This window comes from Phormidesmis sp. 146-20 (genome assembly GCF_052939475.1).
This window is the reverse complement of the sequence record NZ_JBJPHT010000035.1, coordinates 20,729-38,611: the sequence shown is the minus strand read 5'-3', so window position 1 is coordinate 38,611 and position 17,883 is coordinate 20,729. Positions and strand designations below refer to the sequence as shown.

The following is a 17,883-nucleotide window of genomic DNA, read 5'->3' as shown; positions in this document are numbered from 1 at the left end:
CCCCATGTCCAATCGCATCAAAGTCACCGATATCGAGTTAAGCCGTCCGTTAGAATCCATTACTAACCTGGAGGGCTATCAGTTTTTGCGCGGTCTGGTTAAGCTGCATGGAAGTCCGATCGGTTATATTCAGCTTCCAGTTAAGCGGGGAGAATGTTCGGGACACGCCATCGCTCAAGAGATTTTTCCTCAGTTTGCGGAAGCGATCGGGCGGCAGTTGATCAACTATCGATTAGCCGTTCCAGATTCTAGCTGGCAAATTGCGGATTTACTGAAGCTGACACCCGTTGCAATTCAGAATTTGCCGTCTGTCACAGTGGCGTTTTGTCCTCGACGATCGACGGAATTAGATCTCACGGATTGTCTACAGGCACTCCAAAAACTTGAATATCCCAATTTAGAAATTCTGATTGTCGAAAACGCTCCGCAGAGTGACGCACTTCAAAAAATCGTGCAGCAGAATTATCCAACTTTTCACCACCTCTACACCGATAAAGTTGGCCTCAATCAAGCGCGAAATCTGGCGATCGGGAAAGCACGAAACGAAATCATTGCCTTCACAGACGAACAGGGCATCGTGGATACAAATTGGATTGGCGCGATCGCCACCTCGTTTGCCCAAAATCCTCAAGTCATGGCGCTCACAGGACTGGTAATTCCTGACCAGATCGAAACCGAAAATCAGGCGCTCTTTGAGTTTTGGTATGGTTTGGGGCGAGGGTGCGATCGACGCTGGAATTCTTCTCTCAAATCCTGGAGCGATCTGGGCACGATGCAGCTAGGTTCTGGGGTGAATATGTCCTATCGTCGCAGATTGTTTGAGCAGATTGGCATGTTTGACCTGGCACTCGATCGAGACACTCTGACCGAAGGCGGCGGCGATTGGGAAATGTTTTGTCGAATTCTGATTGCCGGACAGACGCTTCTCTATGAGCCAAATGCGATCGTTCGGTATCGGTCTCCAGAGTATGATCAAGCGATGCGATCGTTTCTCACTCGCAATCTCACCAGCTTTTACGCTTACATTTACACAGGCATTGCAGCTTATCCAAAATTACGTTTAAGCTTTTTGTGTTTAGCGTTGTGGAAGTTTGCGCGGCTGTGTATTTCTTGGTTGCGCCCCTATAATCTGCCTCGCGATTTTATTATTGCTGAATTTCAGGGCGTGTGGCGCAGTTGGCAAGGCTACCAGCAAGCAAGACAGACCGCCCCCATTCACAAAGTTGTGTCGATTGAACCCACACCCAAATTAATGACCACGCAGGCAATTGACTTGAGTGATTTACCCGATTTGCTTCCTGATTTACTTGATATCACAGGCTACCAAGCCACTCGAATTTTTGTTACCGAAGGTTCGACATTCATCGGTTCTGTAGACATCAAAAATCAGGTTGCACCCATCAGTGCTGCTCAACTGAGAGACGCGATCGCTCACCAACTCACCTTCGATCTGCTCTCTCTTCCTCACCAGCGTAACCGCGAAACTGCCCGCAAAGCCTTAGATTTTCTGCTGACCCAGCATTGGACTCCGATCGCTAAACCGACCACTCCCCAGCCCTCACTCTCCGACCAAATTCCTGTCAGCATCATCATTACAACCTGCGATCGACCCACTGACTTATTGAATTGTCTCCATCATCTCACCGCCCAAAAAACGACTCGATCCATAGAAATTATCGTGGCCGACAATCGCCCAGATTCAGGCTTGACTCCGCCGATCGTCGCTCAATTTCCCCAAGTCAAACTCGTTCAAGAGACTCGAAAAGGCGGAGCGTATGGACGAAATGCGGCGATCGTCGCCAGTACAAGCGAAATCATTGTCACCGTCGATGATGATGTCACCGTTCCTCCGGATTGGCTCGAAAAACTGATTGCTCCGATGGCGCGTCCAGATGTGATGGTCGTCACGGGAAATGTCTTGCCGTTAGAACTCGAAACCCCCGCCCAACGGATGTTTGAAAAGCTGAAAAACGGTTTGAGCGCCGGATTTTTACCTTTAGAAGTAGATGGAAACTGGTTAGCCTCTTTTGAATATTCTCCGCCCGTTTGGGAGTTGGGCGTATCGGCAAATTCTGCGATGCGAACCAGCATTTTTAGCCATCCGCAAATTGGATTAATGGAAGAAACCCTGGGCCCCGGAACGCCCGCCGCAGGTGCAGAAGAAACCTACCTCTATTACAAAGTTCTCAAAGCAGGGTACACCTTAGTTTACGCTCCCGAAGCTTATGTGTGGCATCGTCATCGTCGAGAACTGTCCGCCTTTTATCGTCAAATTTATGGCCAAATGAAAAGCTGTACTGCCTATCATCTCCACCTCTGGTTAAACGAAAAAGACAGCCGAGGATTGCGGCAGTTAGTCAACGTCATGCCTCGCTATTTTGTCTGGCGAATTGTCGATCGACTCCAGCGCAAACACGACACACCTTGGCTGTATCTCTGGCAAGAAATTTCTGGGTTAATTGCTGGCTCCTGGGGCTATTGGCAAAGCTGTCAACTCGTCAAACGCAATGGTCGCAGTCAGCCCTACATTCCAGTTATAGAACGAACCGAATCCCTCCAAAATCAATCCTATGTTTCTCAAAAGTAGACGGTCAACCTTTTGGCAAAGACGGCAGTTTGTCTACTATCGAGATTTGCTGCGAGAGTTGGTTGTCCGGGATTTGAAGCTGTTGTATAAGCGATCGACCCTCGGTATCGCCTGGACGCTGATCAGTCCTTTGCTGCAATTATTAGTGTTTACGTTCGTATTCCGTCTGGTGTTATTGGTGAATGTTCCTCAGTATTCATCTTTTGCATTCAGTGGTCTACTCGTCTGGACATGGACACAAACGTCTCTTTTTCAAGCCACCGGATTAATTACAGGCAATCGCGCTCTGGTTCGTCAGCCAGGTTTTCCGATTACTATTTTACCGATCGTCACCGTCACCACAGGTTTAATTCACTTCCTGTTAGCACTACCTGTTCTATTGTTTTTTCTAATCTTTGATGGAGTTCATTTAACTTACAATTTTACATTTTTACCCATCTTATTCGGATTGCAATTTATTCTCACCGTTAGTTTTGCCTATCCCTTAGCAGCATTGAATGTGACCTTTCGAGATACTCAACATACGTTGGGCGTTGTATTACAGTTGATGTTCTATATTCTGCCGATTTTCTATGATCTCAACAAAGTTCCTGAGCAGTTTCGATCGCTCTTTGCTCTCAATCCTCTGGTCACTTTACTCGAAGCCTATCGAGCCGTCTTAATTTATGGCACTCAACCCAATTGGCGATCGCTGCTAATTTTGGCTATCCTATCGGGCATCCTCCTTCCTCTGGGATATCGAGTTTTTAAGCGCCAGAGTGAACGCTTTGTAGAAGAAATTTAGACCCTCATGCAACCTGCTGTCACCGCTCACAGACTGGGTAAACGCTACAGTCGCTATCACGCTGATCGCCCCCGCACCATTATGGAGGCCGCCCTTTCGGGACATCGCCGCATGAAAGCGATCGACTACTTTTGGGCACTGCGCGAGGTGAGTTTTACGGTTGCCCCTGGCCAAATGTTGGGTGTGATTGGTCACAATGGGGCAGGAAAATCGACGCTACTTCAGCTTTTGAGCGGGGTGGTGCGTCCCGATGAAGGGCAGATCAAAGTCAACGGACGAATGGGCGCACTGTTGGATTTGGGGGCAGGCTTTCACCCCGATCTGACGGGACGAGAGAATGTATTTGTCAGCGCGATCGTGGCAGGCTTGACCCGACGAGAAGTGACCCGACGCTTTGAAGCGATCGTCAACTTTGCAGAATTGGACTCATTTGTCGACAATCCCGTTCGCACTTACAGTACTGGAATGTTGATGCGGCTGGCTTTCTCGGTAGCCATTCACACAGAACCAGATGTGCTGTTGATTGACGAATTTTTATCTGTGGGCGATGGCGCATTTCAGGGCAAGTGCCTCGATCGCATTGCTGATCTCAAATCAAATGGTTGTGCAGTCGTGCTGATTTCTCACAACGTTGAACAAATTCAGCAACTATGCGATCAGGCTTTGTGGCTCAAACAGGGACAGGTTGAAGCCTACGGCGATCCCGAAGTGGTTGCAGGACGATATGCGGGCATTATGGATTTGCAATCTCACGCCAAAAAATTTCGCAGTTATTCTCGTGAAATAGAAATCATAGAAGTTAATTTATTCGATTCACGTCACAATTCTATTACTGAGATCAACAATGGCGATCCCATGACGATTGAGATTAACTACGAATCACACCAGCAGTTTTCATCTGTGATCTTCAGCGTTAGCATTAGTGATGAAAACGGTCAGATCTACTTTAACACCAACACATTCACTTCAGCATTGACGATTCCGATATCTGTAGGAATGGGAAAGATTCGCTTGTGTGTCGATCGCTTAGATCTCAGTGGTGGCCACTACTATGTTAACGCTGGTATATTTTCCTCCGATTGGAATCTCACCTACGACTATCACTGGAACCAGCATCCGTTCCAAATCGCCTGGACACCCAACGAGCAAAGCCTCCTCTGTCCCCCCCGCCACTGGGAAATCGTCTCGCCCATTTCCCTCGATCTGTAGCCCTCTCCATGTCTCAAAAGTCCCCTAGAATTGGAGACAGAAGTTCCAAACAACAAAGCCAAAGACCTTTATTGAATTCATACTACTCAGAATTATTACTGCCCGATCGCTCCTCTCGCCATTTCCAAAATCCTGCCACAATCTGCCGTTCCGCTCGCTCAAAAATCTGCCGCCAGTCATACTGCTGTTCGACTAATTGCCGACCGTTTACGCGCAGCTTTTCCTGGAGTTCGTCATCCGAGAGGAGTTGCAAAATCGCTTCCGCAAACGATTCTGGCTGGTCACGGATGAGTAGATGCACGCCCTCCATGATCGCCAACCCTTCACAGCCCAAACTTGTCGTCACCACAGGTAACCCCATCGCCATCGAGTGGAGAATCTTAATCCGAGTGCCGCCCCCAATTCGCAAGGGAACGATCGTCATCTGACAATTTTGAGCCACATCACTCATCGTCTCCGGATTGGCAATCACCCGAATTCTAGAATCCTGGGCCAGATCGAGAATCGCTTGAGGCGGGTCAGCCCCAGCCATCCAAAAACAAATGGTCGGGTCTTGCTGCCAAACGATCGGTAAAATCTTCTCCACAAAGTAGCAGGCTCCGTCAATGTTGGGATAGTAATTTAAGGTGCCGATAAACAGAATATTTTTATTGTCAGGATTTTCCAACAATGTTACTTCAGTAGTATCAATGCCGTTGTTTACCACGATCGTTGAACCAATATTGCAGCGACTTTCTAGCGTTTGGCGATCGCTCTCACTCACCACGATTCTGAGATTAAATTTCCGCCAGTATTGCGTTTCAAAATCTGCTAACAACGCCGACTCTGACTCGGATTCCAGAAATGCTTTTACTGATTCCGTTTGCGTTGCCAATTTATTTACTTCTACGTTGCCGTTAACTTCCGCACAGCGTTTTAATAATTGTGATTCAATATTATGTTCTCCTAATACACAATATGTATTTTGAAAAATATCTCGGTATTGTGCCATGTATATAAAATCACACAACACAATGTCAAAGTTGGCAGTCTGCAAAGTATTGAGAATCTTACGCATTCTCTGACTACTGTAGCGATGAATTAGTTTAGGCTGCTGAGGTTGTCGAGGGGGCGCATCGCCTAACATGACCGTGATTGACAGATTGCAAAAATGGCTCACCTCTGCCTCTAACCGATAGTCACCCTGCGAAAACACAAACGAAACTACGACTAAATGATGCTGACGGCTCAACGCTTGCATCTCATAAAACATGCGAGTAATTGCACCATGCTTAGGGGGATAAGTCGGATATGGCGTGACCATCAAAATTCGCAAAGACTCGCTCTTATTCACCTGCGTCCGAGAATGCTTTTGAGAATGTTTTTGAGAATACTCTTGAACGTAAGCCTGAATTCTTTGATCCTGATCTTTGAGATGCAAAGCATAGTCTAGACAAGACCGAAGATACTCCATATTGGGGTGTCGTTTTAGCACCTGTTGGTAAACCTCGATCGCCCCCTCCACATCTTCTTGAGCCACCAACACCTGACCCAAATAATAATAAGACCAGGGAAACCCAGGAGCTAACTCAATAGCTCGACGCAAAGGCACGATCGCCGCCGCCCACTGGCCCGATTTAAAACACGCCTCTCCCAATGTGAAATGAAACCAGGAAACTGCATCGTTCAAATCAATCGCCTGCTGAACGGACGCGATCGCCGCTTCCCATTTTTCCTGTCCGATCAGCGCTTTACTCAACCCATGATGCAACCAGGGCAAATTAGGATCTAAAGCGATTCCGATTTGACTTGCTGAAACGGCTTCTTTCCATTGACCCTCCCCCATGTAAGCCTCAGCTAACGTTTTGTAAAACCAGGGATTTTTTGAGTTCAATTCAATCGCTCGTTGGCAAGCAGCGATCGCCGCTGACCACTGTTCTGCCTGGACGAGGGCTTTGCTCAGTCGGTGATGAGCGCCCGGATTGGTAGAACTGGACTTGACGCTCAGACGACCGATCGCGACGGCGCTGCTTTTATACCACTGTTTTAATCGCTGAATCACACTCATATTTCAGAAGTCTTTCGGTCAAGTTTTCAACTGTAGTCGTCGTCAATTACACTCGGATATCACCCAGAGAATTGTGATCAAAAGCTGTTGTTCTAATAGAAGCCAATCCTGGTTGAACTGTCATCTGAGATTGTAGCCATTAGCTTCTCATTTATCGTTTCACTCACACTTTATGCGCCCTCGATCGCACAATAAATCCTTGCCATCTTCACAATCAATTTCATTCCCGATAAGTGATGTGATTCTGACGGCTCTTGCCTTTCTATCTTGATTTTGATCTCTGTAGCCAGATAGTCCCAGCCTTCCAAGACCAACCCATCCGACGCGAGCAAGAACACTTTCAACGTAGAAGCGGCTGACTGGGAGACCTGTCAACCCGACTGTAAACGAATGAATTAGCGCGATCGTTCAGCAATGGAACTACCTGTGGTTTAGGGTGGTTTTTACAAATAGCCTTGTTGCAAAATACACACTTATACCAAATCAACGGTTACTTGCTACAGATCCTCGCCTCTAAATCCCCCAATTCTGGCTACGGTGTACACATAAGTCGTTGTCGCTTCGTTTCAGTCGGTTTCAGCCCCCTAAATCCCCCATGTTGGGGGACTTTGACAAAGGAAAGATTTCCAAAGTTCAAAGCCAGGACGACGGCTCAAAGTCCCCCATTTTTGGGGGATTTAGGGGGCGAAGGATCTCAGCAATGACAGATTGATCGACTTGGGTGTACACGGCAGCCAATTCTGGGGGGCTTTGACTAAGTTTGACTGATCAATTGATTGCAGCTTATTTTCAACTTGGTATGACATTCTCGATTTCTTAGTAGCGTCGGGAATTTTTGCTTTCATCTGCGATCCTGAACGAAGGTGGTCACTTCAATCTATCTGACCTTGGCGATCGCGCATTCTGCACTAAAGAAAAAAGGCTAGAGCGCACGCAAAATTGGAACTTCCTACAGGACGATCAGTAACGCCTGATCACTAGCAATCCAAAGATTAGCGAGAGTGCTTCATCGCATTAATTGACCGCAGATCAGGACATTTTTAGCCAAAAGGTTGATAATTCGCGTCAAAAACATCTATCTTAAGCTAGACTCTACACTTGCCCTCTGGAGAGGTGTATGATTGACTTCTCTCTATCTCTTTATATCGCTCCCCAGAGACAGCTCATCAGGTCAGCTATTTTGCCGCCAGCGAGAATTGAATGATGACTGATATTAGCCAACAACTCACAGAAAAAGCGGATAAGATCGTCGAAGAATGGGTGAAAGCGGTTTCTCAAGATCGACGCATTCAAAGTACCGATCGCTTATCGCCCACCGCTGTCCGCGACCACATTCCGGTAGTGCTAAAAGCGCTGTCAACCGTTCTCTCGCGCACCGAAGAAAGTAACGTCGAGTCTCTAGCAAAGGCTAGCTTAGAGCATGGAGCGCTGAGGGCAGAACAGGGGTTTGACCCGACAGAGATTGCGCGAGAGTATCACTTATTGCGATCAACGATCGTTTCAGCGTTGCAAGACAATCTTCTCAGTGATTCAGTTACGAATGTGATTCGGGCTTTTGTATTGATCGATGCTGTGATCGATGAAGCGATCGCCCAGTGTTTCAAAAGCTATGTGCGAGAGCGGTTACAAGAACTAGAACAACTCCAAACCCAGTTAACGCTGACCAATCAAGAATTAAATCGTCTCGTCAGTGTCAGCCAAGACAATCTTTCTTATCTCGCCCACGAACTCAAAACACCGCTCAACTCCATTATTGGCTATTCAGAATTAGTACTACGTCAGCAGAAAAAGTCTGAGGTCAAAGATAGCATTCCTACACTGGATCATCTTGAGCGAGTGCTTCGCAACGGTCGGCAACTGCTGCACTTAATCAACAATGCGTTAGAACTGTCACGCTACGAATCTGGACAAATGCAGCTTAATCTGACGCGGGTTGATGTGCGATCGGTGATTGATGCGGCGTTAGAAGTGATTCAACCGCTTGCCGATGCTCAAAATTTGCAGTTGATTGTCGATGTAAAGGCGCCGATTTTGATGGTGACCGACGCGATGCGCCTACAGCAAATCCTGACCAATCTCTTGAGCAATGCTGTCCGCTATACCGAAAAAGGAACCATTACGATCGCTTGCCAACTCCACGATTGCGATTGGTCAATTACCATCCGTGATACTGGGATTGGCATTTCTCCCGAAGACCAGAGTCGAATTTTTGAGCCTTATGTCCGAGTCGTGTCAGCCGATCACTCTCACGTCCCTGGTAGTACTGGATTGGGACTGGCTATCGTCGCTCGATTAGTGAAGCTATTACAGGGAAAGATTTCTCTCACTTCAGAAGTCGGAGTTGGTTCAACGTTTGTGGTTTCTTTGCCGATCGCCGTTAACGAGTCAAAAAAAGTCCTTTGTACAGGGATGAGGGATGAGGGATGAGGGATGAGGGTTCTGAATTGAGTGCAATGATTGGTTTGTGATATTCAGTTCAATTTGTATGCCGACTCAGATTTCTGCGCCTGTTCAGACTGCATCTGCTAAAGATTTTGTTTATCAGCCCCCTGCGATCGCTCACAATGCCAAACGGATTTTGGTAAAACCCAATCTTGGCTATCCTGTTGGGCCGCCTGTGACGGTGAGTATGGGCGTTTTGAGGAGTGTGCTGTCGGCGTTGCGGCTGGCGAGTCCCCAGGCTGAAATTTTGATTGTCGAGGGCGTTTGCTCTCCCGTTAGTCTGGCTGATATTGCCGGAAAGAATGGACTATACGCGCTTCTTGATGAGGGAATGCAGCTATTGGACGCAGATGCGCTGTCGATCGTCGAGTATCCCAATCTTTCTCCGACTCCGGTTCGGTTTCAGACGATGTGGGCACCTGCTCTTTTGCAAGAAGTCGATTGTCGCATCACCGTCGGAACCTTTAAGCGCACGATACTGAAAGATCAGCCTCTCATTTCTGCGTCACTAAAAAATCTCTACGGACTCTTTCCTCGCGCCAAATACAAAGCCAGGAGCGCCAATTCACGCGGACAACTGCATCGCCCCTCGGTGCCGCAAATCTTACAGGATGTCTATTTTTGCATTGGGCATCTGTTTGATGGAGCCGTGGTGGATGCCGATCGCCGTTTGATGAGCCACGATTGGAAACCTGACAAAGGAACCGCGATCGAGGTTGGCAAGGTCTTTTTTGGGGACGATTTGGTAGCGGTCGATCGGGTTGCTTGTCAGGCAACTAAAGAACCGATTCCTGACTATTTAGAAGCCATTGAGCAACATAGAAAACAGGCGCAGATTACTCAACCTGATTGAGCGGACAGGAAATAGAGGCTTTCCCTGACCAATTTGTAAAGGTATTGCTATCTCGATAGTGACGAGGAGTGTGCATCAACAAGCGCCAAGCTTCTCCGGCGTTCAAGAGATTATATCGCTCAGGATAATGAGCTTTCAATAGTTCTTGAACCATCGGATAGTAATCAGAATTCATGCCGGGGAAAATGTGATGTTCTGTATGGTAAGAAAAGTTTAAATGCAGTCGATCGAATAGCTTAGGAACTCGCAGCGAAACGGTATTAACAAGCGGATCATTCACGCTCGTCATCTCACACAGCAAATGGTTGGTGAAGATGTAAAACATCGCTCCAGCATAACCAATGGCGATCGGAAGAAAATAGCCCAGCAGCAGTTGCTTTAAGTCAAACTCTAAATAAGCAATCACGCTGAAATGAATGGCAATGAGTACAAGATATTCCTGTGCGATCGCCCACCGTTCTTTTGGGCTGACCGTCAAAGCAGCCGGAACATACTGAACCGATTTGCGATTAAACAAAACAACAGCCGTAAGATTGCGAAATCCATGAACGCCCCAAGCGCTGACCATTCCCATCACTAAACCCAGGGGACTCACCTCAGAAGAAGGCACAAACTGATTTTGAATCCATTTGCCCCAGGTGTTGGGCTGCTCATATGTGTAGCTGCGATCGGGATCAGCGATCGAGTTTGTTTTATTGTGGTGTTCTCGATTGTGAACGGCCTTCCAGAGGGTAGGTGGCATCCACCAAACTGCAAGTGCCAGTAGCGTAACCCCATGACTAAGACGAGAATTTTTGATCACGCTGCCGTGCATCAAAGCATGAACACTAAATAGCAAGGCAATCACACTGTTGCCCATAATCAGCGCGATCGGTAAAAACAGCCCTAGTAAGCGAATGTCCCAATCACTGAGCGTGGCGGCGATCGTCCAGCCTACTATCAAAATGACTAAATTAGCGAGCAAAATCGTTAGTTTGCCTGGGTCAGGAGCGAATGCTTCATCCGGAAGAAGAGGGCGCAACGCTCTAGCATACTTTGCCTGGTGGATGAGCGGTTCGTGAATCAAAGTTCTCAACTTATTGATAGCCTTAAATGCAGTGGAAACTTCTTGCTCAATCGGTTTAGTCTTTTCAGAAGCAGATCTAAAAAGCAAAGCTAGAGTCTGTTTAAACAAGTTTGGGGCAGCAACCTGATTTAGCTGCCACCCCATCAATAGAGTTCTATAGCAATCCTATTTGAGTTGTGAGCGGCGGCTAGTGATGAGGGGTTAGTCGTAGATCGCTAAGAACTAATCGCCAAAAACCCGCCCTTTAAGGATTCTCATACCCAATCAATTTGTGAATGCTACAGATCCGTCGCCCCCTAGATCCCCCATTCTGGGGGACTTTGAGAATCCGAGACTTCTTTGGCTTGAAGTTTCCCACAAGTAGGGAATTTAGGTTGCTCTCCAAGATCTGTAGCACTCAAAGATCAATTTGGCGTTACAACTGATTTAGGACTGCTAGATGCGATCGCCCAACTATGCAGGAATCAGCACAGTATCAATGACGTGAATCACGCCGTTATCAGCCGCAACATCTGGTGTTGTTACGGTGGCATCATTGACTTTGACACCACTGGAGGCATCAATCTTCACATCTGAACCTTGGACAGTGGTCGCTGACTTCAGCTTTACCACATCAGCCGCCATCACTTTGCCTGAAACAACGTGGTAGGTGAGGATTTTCGTCAGCTTGGGGATATCCTTGAGCAGTGAATCTACGGTGCCTGCGGGAAGTTTAGCAAACGCTTCGTCAGTCGGTGCAAAAACGGTAAATGGGCCAGCGCCTTTGAGGGTATCTACTAAACCAGCAGCCTTAACAGCAGCGACTAGAGTGCCAAATGAACCAGCACCAATGGCAGTATCAACAATGTCTGACATAAATTTACCTAGCTTGTGTGTCTGTAGCAAAGGTAACGTATTTTTGTAAAGAAAAGTGTCTAATTGCTCATGTAACTGTCTTAAGACATAGAAATTGCAAGGATTGGCTTCTAGCGCAGTTAGCGGGGCTAAATCATCAGGTTGTATTTCAGGAGTTTTTAATTACAAACATAAAAGAGCGCTTTAACAAAGATCCGTGTTTTCGCGAGTTTCTTAATTTTGGTTTAAGGATTTTAATCAGAAGCTTATGTAATGTTGACTATCTATGATCGCTTAAGCTCCCTCTACACCAAGGTTTCAGAAGTTAAGCTGGACAATATAAAGATTGTCTAACGGCTTCCCGCATCTCAGTGTTTTGCAGTTAAGGTGTGACAAATGTAACTGAAATCTTCTCCGATTTACAGAAAAAAGAGAGAAAAATTAGTTACGCCCCTAGGTGCTTTACCATTACCCATCGCGCTCATTTACCGAATTGTTCTCTGCCATGTCACCTATGCGCCGCCATTTTACGCCTGCTACTCGTTACTACATTCGCAAACTTTTACAACAAAACCTCGATCGACTGATCTTTCCAATGTTGGACAGGGGCATCAGAGCCGACGACACCAGCAATGTAAGAGAAATTTTGACTAGCTTATATGTCAAAGAATCAAAAGTCGATTCGATGATGCTTGAGTTAGAACGGCTGGCTTTGCTGCATCAATCTCTCAATCAAGCGAGTGTCAAAGATCAGCAGGATTTGCAAAAAACGGAAGCTCAAATTTTTGGCTTGTTAGGCTGCGAAATCAAAGCCTCTTTTTTAGAAACGCTGACGATCGGCTTTCAGTTTACGCACCGCTAACCAGTTGTCGAAAGGCCACTTCTCCCGAAATTGTGTCAAACGATCGGTCGGTGGCCGCTTCTTTTTGGTAGCTTGGGCTGAGGTCGATCGCTTGTTTTAGACTCTCGACGGCTGCATCAATTTTGCCTTGTCGGGCGTAACAGGTGGCTTTGTTATAGTGAGAACGCGCATAGTCTGGCTTGATTTCCAACGCTTTATTGAAACTGGAAATGGCTTCCCGATCGCGCCCTAGTTGAATCAGCGCCACTCCCCGTTTGTCCCATGCTTTATAGGAATTGGGCTTGAGCCGCACGACTTCGATAAACGAGGTAATCGCTTCTTGATGCTGGTTTAACTCCTCTAGCGCCAAGCCACGATTCATCCAGGCTACCGAGTCGTCAGGTTGAAACTGCACCGCCCGATCGAACGACTCAAACGCCGCTTGATTGCGTCCCAACATTCCCAACGCCACGCCTCGATTGACCCAGGCCTCCGAAAATTCGGGCTTTTGTTTCGTGGCTTTTTCATAGGACGCGATCGCCTCTTGATAGCGTTTTTGACGACTGAGCATAAGACCATGACTGACCCAGGCTTTGTAGTGAGTGGGCTGAAGTTCGATCGCTTTGGTAAATGCATCAAACGCATCTTTGTCTCGACCCACTTTTTGCAGCGCCAATCCTTGTTGATACCAGATGTCTGCGTTGTCGGGCTGGATTTCGAGGGCTTGCTCATATTGCACGATCGCCGCTTGATACAGTCCTTCCGAAAACAGCGCATTCCCCCGATTTAAGCAAGCCTTTGTATCGACAAACAGATTGGGATGAATGGATTGCAGCAGTTCGATTTGTTCGGCGAGAGCCTGAGTTTTTCTCTGAACTTTGGTGACAGTGGCTTCGGAAACGGGAGAGGCTTCGGCAAGCTGTTGTAGGATGAGTTCTTTTTGCTCTTGGGCAGTTGATTGCAGTTCTGTCAGTTGGGCTGAGAATTCGGATTGTAGCTGTCTGAGAGTCTGTAGCGTAGATTCTTTTTCAGTGTTGGTCTGCGATCGCAGTTGCACGACTTGATCAGAGAATTCGGACTCGATCGTTTCTAAGCGTTTGAGAATCAGGTCTTTTTTCTGATGAAACTGTGTCTGAGCTTCTGCTTGAAGTTGAGCAAGCTGAGGTTCAAAATTAGATTTTAGCGTTTCTAAGTTTTCTAAAAGTGAATCATTGCGGCGTTGGGCAGTTGATTGAAATTCTACTAATTGGATATTGAATTCCTGTTCCGATTTTTGTAGATTTTGAATTAGCTCCGACTTTAGTTTATCCAGATCTTCTAGTGATAAATTCTTTTGTTTTTCGGTAATTTCTTTGAATTCAGAAATTCTAGCGTTGAACTCCTGTTCCGATTTTTGGATATTTTCAAGAATGTTCTCTTGCTGTTGTCGAATTGTTTCTCTCAACGTTGTCACTTCAGGAGTCACTTCAGCAACCAGCGTTTCCAGATTCTCTAACATAGCATCTCGACGCTGTTCAACAACCTGTTGAGTTTCTGTCAATCGAGCATCCAAAGTCTGTTCGGATTGCCGGAACTTTTCGAGAAGATTTTCTTGCTGCTGTTGAGTCGTTTGTCGCAAGGTATCTAGTTCTGGAACAAACTCGGCTGCAATTTGGCTCAGATTCTCTAGCAGATCGCTTTTACGTTTCTCGATCGTCGCTCGCAGCGTTGCCAACTCTGTGTCAAACTCTTGCTCAGACGATTCTAACCCCTGCAAAACTCGCATTTGTTGTTGCTCAACCGAGGACTGGAGCGCGACAAGCTGAGGCGCAAATTCTGAAGCCAACAATCTCAAAGCGCTGAGCGTCGAATCCTTCTGCTGCTGTGCTGTTCCTTGCAGTTCCACAAGATTAGATTCAAAGGTTTGTTCTGACTGATCGATCGACTGAAGCGATCGTTCCTGACGCTGTTGGACTGTTTCCTGCACTTGAGCAAGCTGGGCCACAAATTCAGCATCTAATTGCTCTAATTTTTGCTGATAGCTTTTGAGTTGAGTCGCAAAATCTGTGAGAATTTGGCTTTTTGACTGAGACAGCTCGACTCCCAATCCTGAGAGATTTTGCTGTTCGCGATCGATGTTTTTTTGTAGCCCACTTGCCGCATCTTCCACTGAGTCAGCCACCGCTTCCAACTCGTGCAAAATAGCTGTCGCATCTTCTCGCGTCCGCAAAACCTGCCCTTCTAGCGCCTCCAATCCTGCAACCTGACCTTTGACCCGCGTCGTCACTTCTTGAATGACTGCCCGACGTAGAATCCAGAGGGTGGCGATCGCACCTCCGACCAGCAAAATCAGAATAGTCAACAGAATATTAAACAACGCCGTCATCTGAGCCAGAGACTGACTGACATCCGCTTGGCCAGAAGGCTGAGACGCTTGCGCTACCTTGATTTGAGAAGACGGCTCTGAGGGTGTCGCGCTCACCACTTGACCTGACAGACAGCAAAGCGAAAGAACCACCCCACTTTGCCAAAGAACTGTAGAGAACGCTGGATTGCGGTACTTCATTGAGAAAATCCTCGTCTGTCAGCCAATTTTAATGGATTAAATCACCTCTTCCAGGGTAATCAAAATTTGGTCAGATGCTCGAAATCTAGAGCGGGGACTTACTCTAAGTCGGTCTCATCCAAACTTTCTGCACCCTCTACTTGACCCTCCACTTGAAATTTGAGCAGGCGATTTTCGTAGCGACGGTTGCGACGACGACCTTTGGCGGGTGTAGCGCGTTTACCATCGCGTTTGTCGTGGACGATGTGATTGAGGTCTTGGGCATCATCCCAGTCCTGCAAATCGCCGGGTGAGGTTCGCTTAGTCATGGGTTGGTTGCCATTTCATCAAAAAAAGGCAGAACGAAGTGCTAAACGTCCTACCTTTCTCCGTAAGTTTTACAGGAGTCTGCATCATGGCAAACTACTCTGCTGCGGTCTCTTCTGACGTTTCTTCTGCCACGGCTTCTGGCTCAGGTTCGGGAGCGGCGGCAGCGGGTTTGACGGGTTTGGGGCCGCGCATCAGTGCCAAATTAACAGGCTGTTTTGATTCTTCGCGATCGCCCCGTTTGCCTTTGCGGTCTGAGCGACGGTCTCCCCGGTCTTCGGTACGATCGGAAGAACGATCGGCGGTGCGATCAGCGCGTTTGGGGGCGGGCGGCGGCGTAGAAGATCTGGGTGCAGAATTTTGGGGCGCAGAATTTTGAGATTCTGAACTGTGAGACTCTGAGCTTTTAGACTCTGAAGGTTGAGAACTGTCGCCAGCAGGAGCGGACTGACGTTCAGATTTTTTGATGGGACGTTCTACCATGTTAATTTTTGTTGACTACTTTGCACGATACCTTGTTTTGGCACCTCCTGAACCGCTTTTTGGGCACTTAACTTTTGCGCGACTTTACGGTTATGCAGAAGTTTGGATTTTAGAGGCTAGATCCTGGATTTTCAGTCTAACGTCCAATGTCCAAGGTCTGGCTAAGGGCTTTGACTAAAGTTTCATTTTGCTCATGAGTGCCGATCGTGATGCGGAGTTTGTTGTCTAGTCCGGGTTGGTTAAAGTAGCGGACGAGAATGTTTTGAGCTTTGAGGTGTTGGTAGAGAAATTCTGCGGGCTGGAGAGGCTGTACCAGGAGAAAATTGGCTTGAGAATCCCACACTCGAAAGTTGAGGTGTCTCAGGTCGGCTGCGAGTCGAGTTCTAGAAGCTTTGATGCGATCGACACAAGCATTTTTGTAGCCCTGATCGAGAATGGCGGCCGCTCCGACAGTACAGGCGATCGCGTCGATGTTGTAGCTGTCTTTGACTTTGAATAGTTGACTCAACAGGTGAGGCTGTCCGATGCCAAAACCCAGACGCAATCCCGCGAGAGAATAGCCTTTGGACAAGGTTCTGATCAATAAAACATTCTCAAATTCTTTGACCAACTCTAGAGCATTCGTCTCAGCAAAATCGACGTAGGCTTCATCAATTACCAAAATGCCCGTCAGATGAGCGGCCAGTTTTCGCAGATCAGCGATCGCCACTCCATGCCCCGACGGACTGTTAGGCGACGCGACAAAGGTAACGGCTCCCTGAGCAGCAATCAAGCTTTCTAGCGACAATTCAAACCCTTCCCCGTAAGGAATCTCGACCACTTCGGCGGCTTGAATGGTAGTCAGCGTTTGATACAACACATAGGTCGGCGTGGGGTAGACCACTTTGCGTCCCGGTTCTGTACAAGCGCGAATCACGATATTCAACAAATCATCGCTACCGTTACCTACAATGATTTCATCGGGTGAAATGTCTAACACCTGACTTACCGCTTGTCTAAACTCATTTCCGTAGGGATTGGGGTAACGTCTGAGCCATTCACCGTCGATCGCGCTTAAAGCCTCGATCGCTTTGGGTGACGGAGGATAAGGATTCTCGTTGCTGTTGAGCTTGATGATTCCGCTCCCGTGTTTGGGCTGTTCACCAGGCTTGTAGCCAGCCATTGCTTGAATGTTAGAACGAAAATAGTCAGCCATTGCGATCGGGTGATGAGTTTGACTGTAAACGTTGGACTGGGGACACCAGACAGGGGAGCATTTGAAGCTTCTAGTCTAAAGTCTTGTCTAAAGTCTTGAGTCTAAAGTCCAAATAGATATTTTCTTGGCAGGATGACAGTCAGTAAATCATACTAACTCTATTGAATATATTATTGAACGCTCATCAAAGGTAAGCAAATGTTTCTAAAATTAGGGTTTCGGCTGTTGTTGACCTCGATCGCTCTTACAAGTCTATCTCCATCCGTCTTCGCGCAAGTTAAAAATTCTCCCGCTGACACAACTCAATGGGAGGTTGCACAATCCAAACAACAGTCTAAACAACCCAAAGTAGACCAACGTTCTTACACATTGAGCAATGATAACTGGACGATTACGATCGGTAACACAAATTCGTGGTCAGGCGTGAATGGCACTGGAAACCTCACTTACCGGGGCTGTGATACCCAAAATCGCTGCCTCAACTTAACCGGGGGACGAGTCACCTGTCGCGACGGAATCTGTCGAATTGGCTGGCGAAATCGAGACTACTCCTACGTTTTAGAAGAGCCGATGGACAACCCCGATCTCCCCACAGCGCCCGGATCTAGAACCGTTCTGATTGTCCGCAAAGGCGCAAAAGTAATCCTACGCGCCACAGGATTTACCAGCGTTGCCAATCATCGTTAGAACG

General features: G+C 47.3%; 14 protein-coding genes. 7 read left to right on the top strand and 7 right to left on the bottom strand.

Features of this window, described 5'->3' with window-relative positions; translation table 11 throughout:
- Positions 1 to 4 precede the first annotated feature (4 nt).
- Genes ACKFKH_RS22720 through ACKFKH_RS22710 form a run of 3 tightly spaced genes read left to right on the top strand, consistent with a single transcriptional unit; the run spans position 5 to position 4,580 of the window.
- Positions 5 to 2,587 (top strand): glycosyltransferase, encoded by a 2,583-nt coding sequence (locus tag ACKFKH_RS22720; protein WP_446860638.1) that lies wholly within the window; start codon positions 5 to 7, stop codon positions 2,585 to 2,587.
- Entirely contained in the window at positions 2,571 to 3,371 is an 801-nt protein-coding gene (locus tag ACKFKH_RS22715) for an ABC transporter permease (RefSeq protein ID WP_446860637.1), read from the top strand. Before ACKFKH_RS22720 ends, ACKFKH_RS22715 begins: the two co-directional genes overlap by 17 nt.
- Positions 3,372 to 3,377: 6 nt before the next feature.
- A complete protein-coding gene (locus tag ACKFKH_RS22710; RefSeq protein WP_446860636.1) occupies positions 3,378 to 4,580 on the top strand; it encodes an ABC transporter ATP-binding protein in 1,203 nt (400 codons plus the stop codon).
- A gap of 82 nt (positions 4,581 to 4,662) precedes the next feature.
- Here the strand turns inward: ACKFKH_RS22710 and ACKFKH_RS22705 are convergent, their stop codons facing one another.
- On the bottom strand, positions 4,663 to 6,621 hold the full coding sequence (locus tag ACKFKH_RS22705; protein WP_446860635.1) for a tetratricopeptide repeat protein: 1,959 nt from the start codon (positions 6,619 to 6,621) through the stop codon (positions 4,663 to 4,665).
- Positions 6,622 to 7,830: 1,209 nt separating this feature from the next.
- Between ACKFKH_RS22705 and ACKFKH_RS22700 the strand changes: the two genes are divergently transcribed.
- Complete coding sequence (locus ACKFKH_RS22700) at positions 7,831 to 9,054, top strand: sensor histidine kinase (protein ID WP_446860634.1); 1,224 nt, start codon at positions 7,831 to 7,833, stop codon at positions 9,052 to 9,054.
- Between the two features lie 58 nt (positions 9,055 to 9,112).
- Positions 9,113 to 9,922: a DUF362 domain-containing protein gene (locus tag ACKFKH_RS22695; protein WP_446860633.1), complete on the top strand. Its 810-nt coding sequence runs from the start codon at positions 9,113 to 9,115 to the stop codon at positions 9,920 to 9,922.
- On the opposite strand, the gene ACKFKH_RS22690 is transcribed toward ACKFKH_RS22695, so the two are convergent.
- Complete coding sequence (locus ACKFKH_RS22690; RefSeq protein WP_446860632.1) at positions 9,906 to 10,988, bottom strand: fatty acid desaturase family protein; 1,083 nt, start codon at positions 10,986 to 10,988, stop codon at positions 9,906 to 9,908. The two genes, ACKFKH_RS22695 and ACKFKH_RS22690, sit on opposite strands and share 17 nt — an antisense overlap.
- A 453-nt stretch (positions 10,989 to 11,441) precedes the next feature.
- Complete coding sequence (locus tag ACKFKH_RS22685; protein WP_446860631.1) at positions 11,442 to 11,843, bottom strand: fasciclin domain-containing protein; 402 nt, start codon at positions 11,841 to 11,843, stop codon at positions 11,442 to 11,444.
- 484 nt (positions 11,844 to 12,327) lie between these two features.
- Between ACKFKH_RS22685 and ACKFKH_RS22680 the strand changes: the two genes are divergently transcribed.
- Positions 12,328 to 12,684 (top strand): hypothetical protein, encoded by a 357-nt coding sequence (locus ACKFKH_RS22680; RefSeq protein ID WP_446860630.1) that lies wholly within the window; start codon positions 12,328 to 12,330, stop codon positions 12,682 to 12,684.
- Here ACKFKH_RS22680 and ACKFKH_RS22675 read toward each other — a convergent pair.
- The 4 genes from ACKFKH_RS22675 to hisC form a co-directional block, all read right to left on the bottom strand.
- Positions 12,671 to 15,208, bottom strand: coding sequence for a tetratricopeptide repeat protein (locus tag ACKFKH_RS22675; protein WP_446860629.1), 2,538 nt, complete (start codon positions 15,206 to 15,208; stop codon positions 12,671 to 12,673). The genes ACKFKH_RS22680 and ACKFKH_RS22675 overlap by 14 nt on opposite strands.
- Positions 15,209 to 15,306: 98 nt before the next feature.
- The gene (locus ACKFKH_RS22670; protein ID WP_446860628.1) at positions 15,307 to 15,516 is read right to left on the bottom strand and encodes a hypothetical protein; all 210 of its coding nucleotides are present in this window, start codon (positions 15,514 to 15,516) and stop codon (positions 15,307 to 15,309) included.
- A 94-nt stretch (positions 15,517 to 15,610) separates the two neighbouring features.
- Positions 15,611 to 15,997 (bottom strand): hypothetical protein, encoded by a 387-nt coding sequence (locus ACKFKH_RS22665; protein ID WP_446860627.1) that lies wholly within the window; start codon positions 15,995 to 15,997, stop codon positions 15,611 to 15,613.
- A gap of 136 nt (positions 15,998 to 16,133) precedes the next feature.
- Entirely contained in the window at positions 16,134 to 17,192 is a 1,059-nt protein-coding gene (hisC, locus tag ACKFKH_RS22660; RefSeq protein ID WP_446860626.1) for a histidinol-phosphate transaminase, read from the bottom strand.
- 198 nt (positions 17,193 to 17,390) lie between these two features.
- Between hisC and ACKFKH_RS22655 the strand changes: the two genes are divergently transcribed.
- On the top strand, positions 17,391 to 17,879 hold the full coding sequence (locus ACKFKH_RS22655; protein ID WP_446860625.1) for a hypothetical protein: 489 nt from the start codon (positions 17,391 to 17,393) through the stop codon (positions 17,877 to 17,879).
- Positions 17,880 to 17,883: the final 4 nt, after the last annotated feature.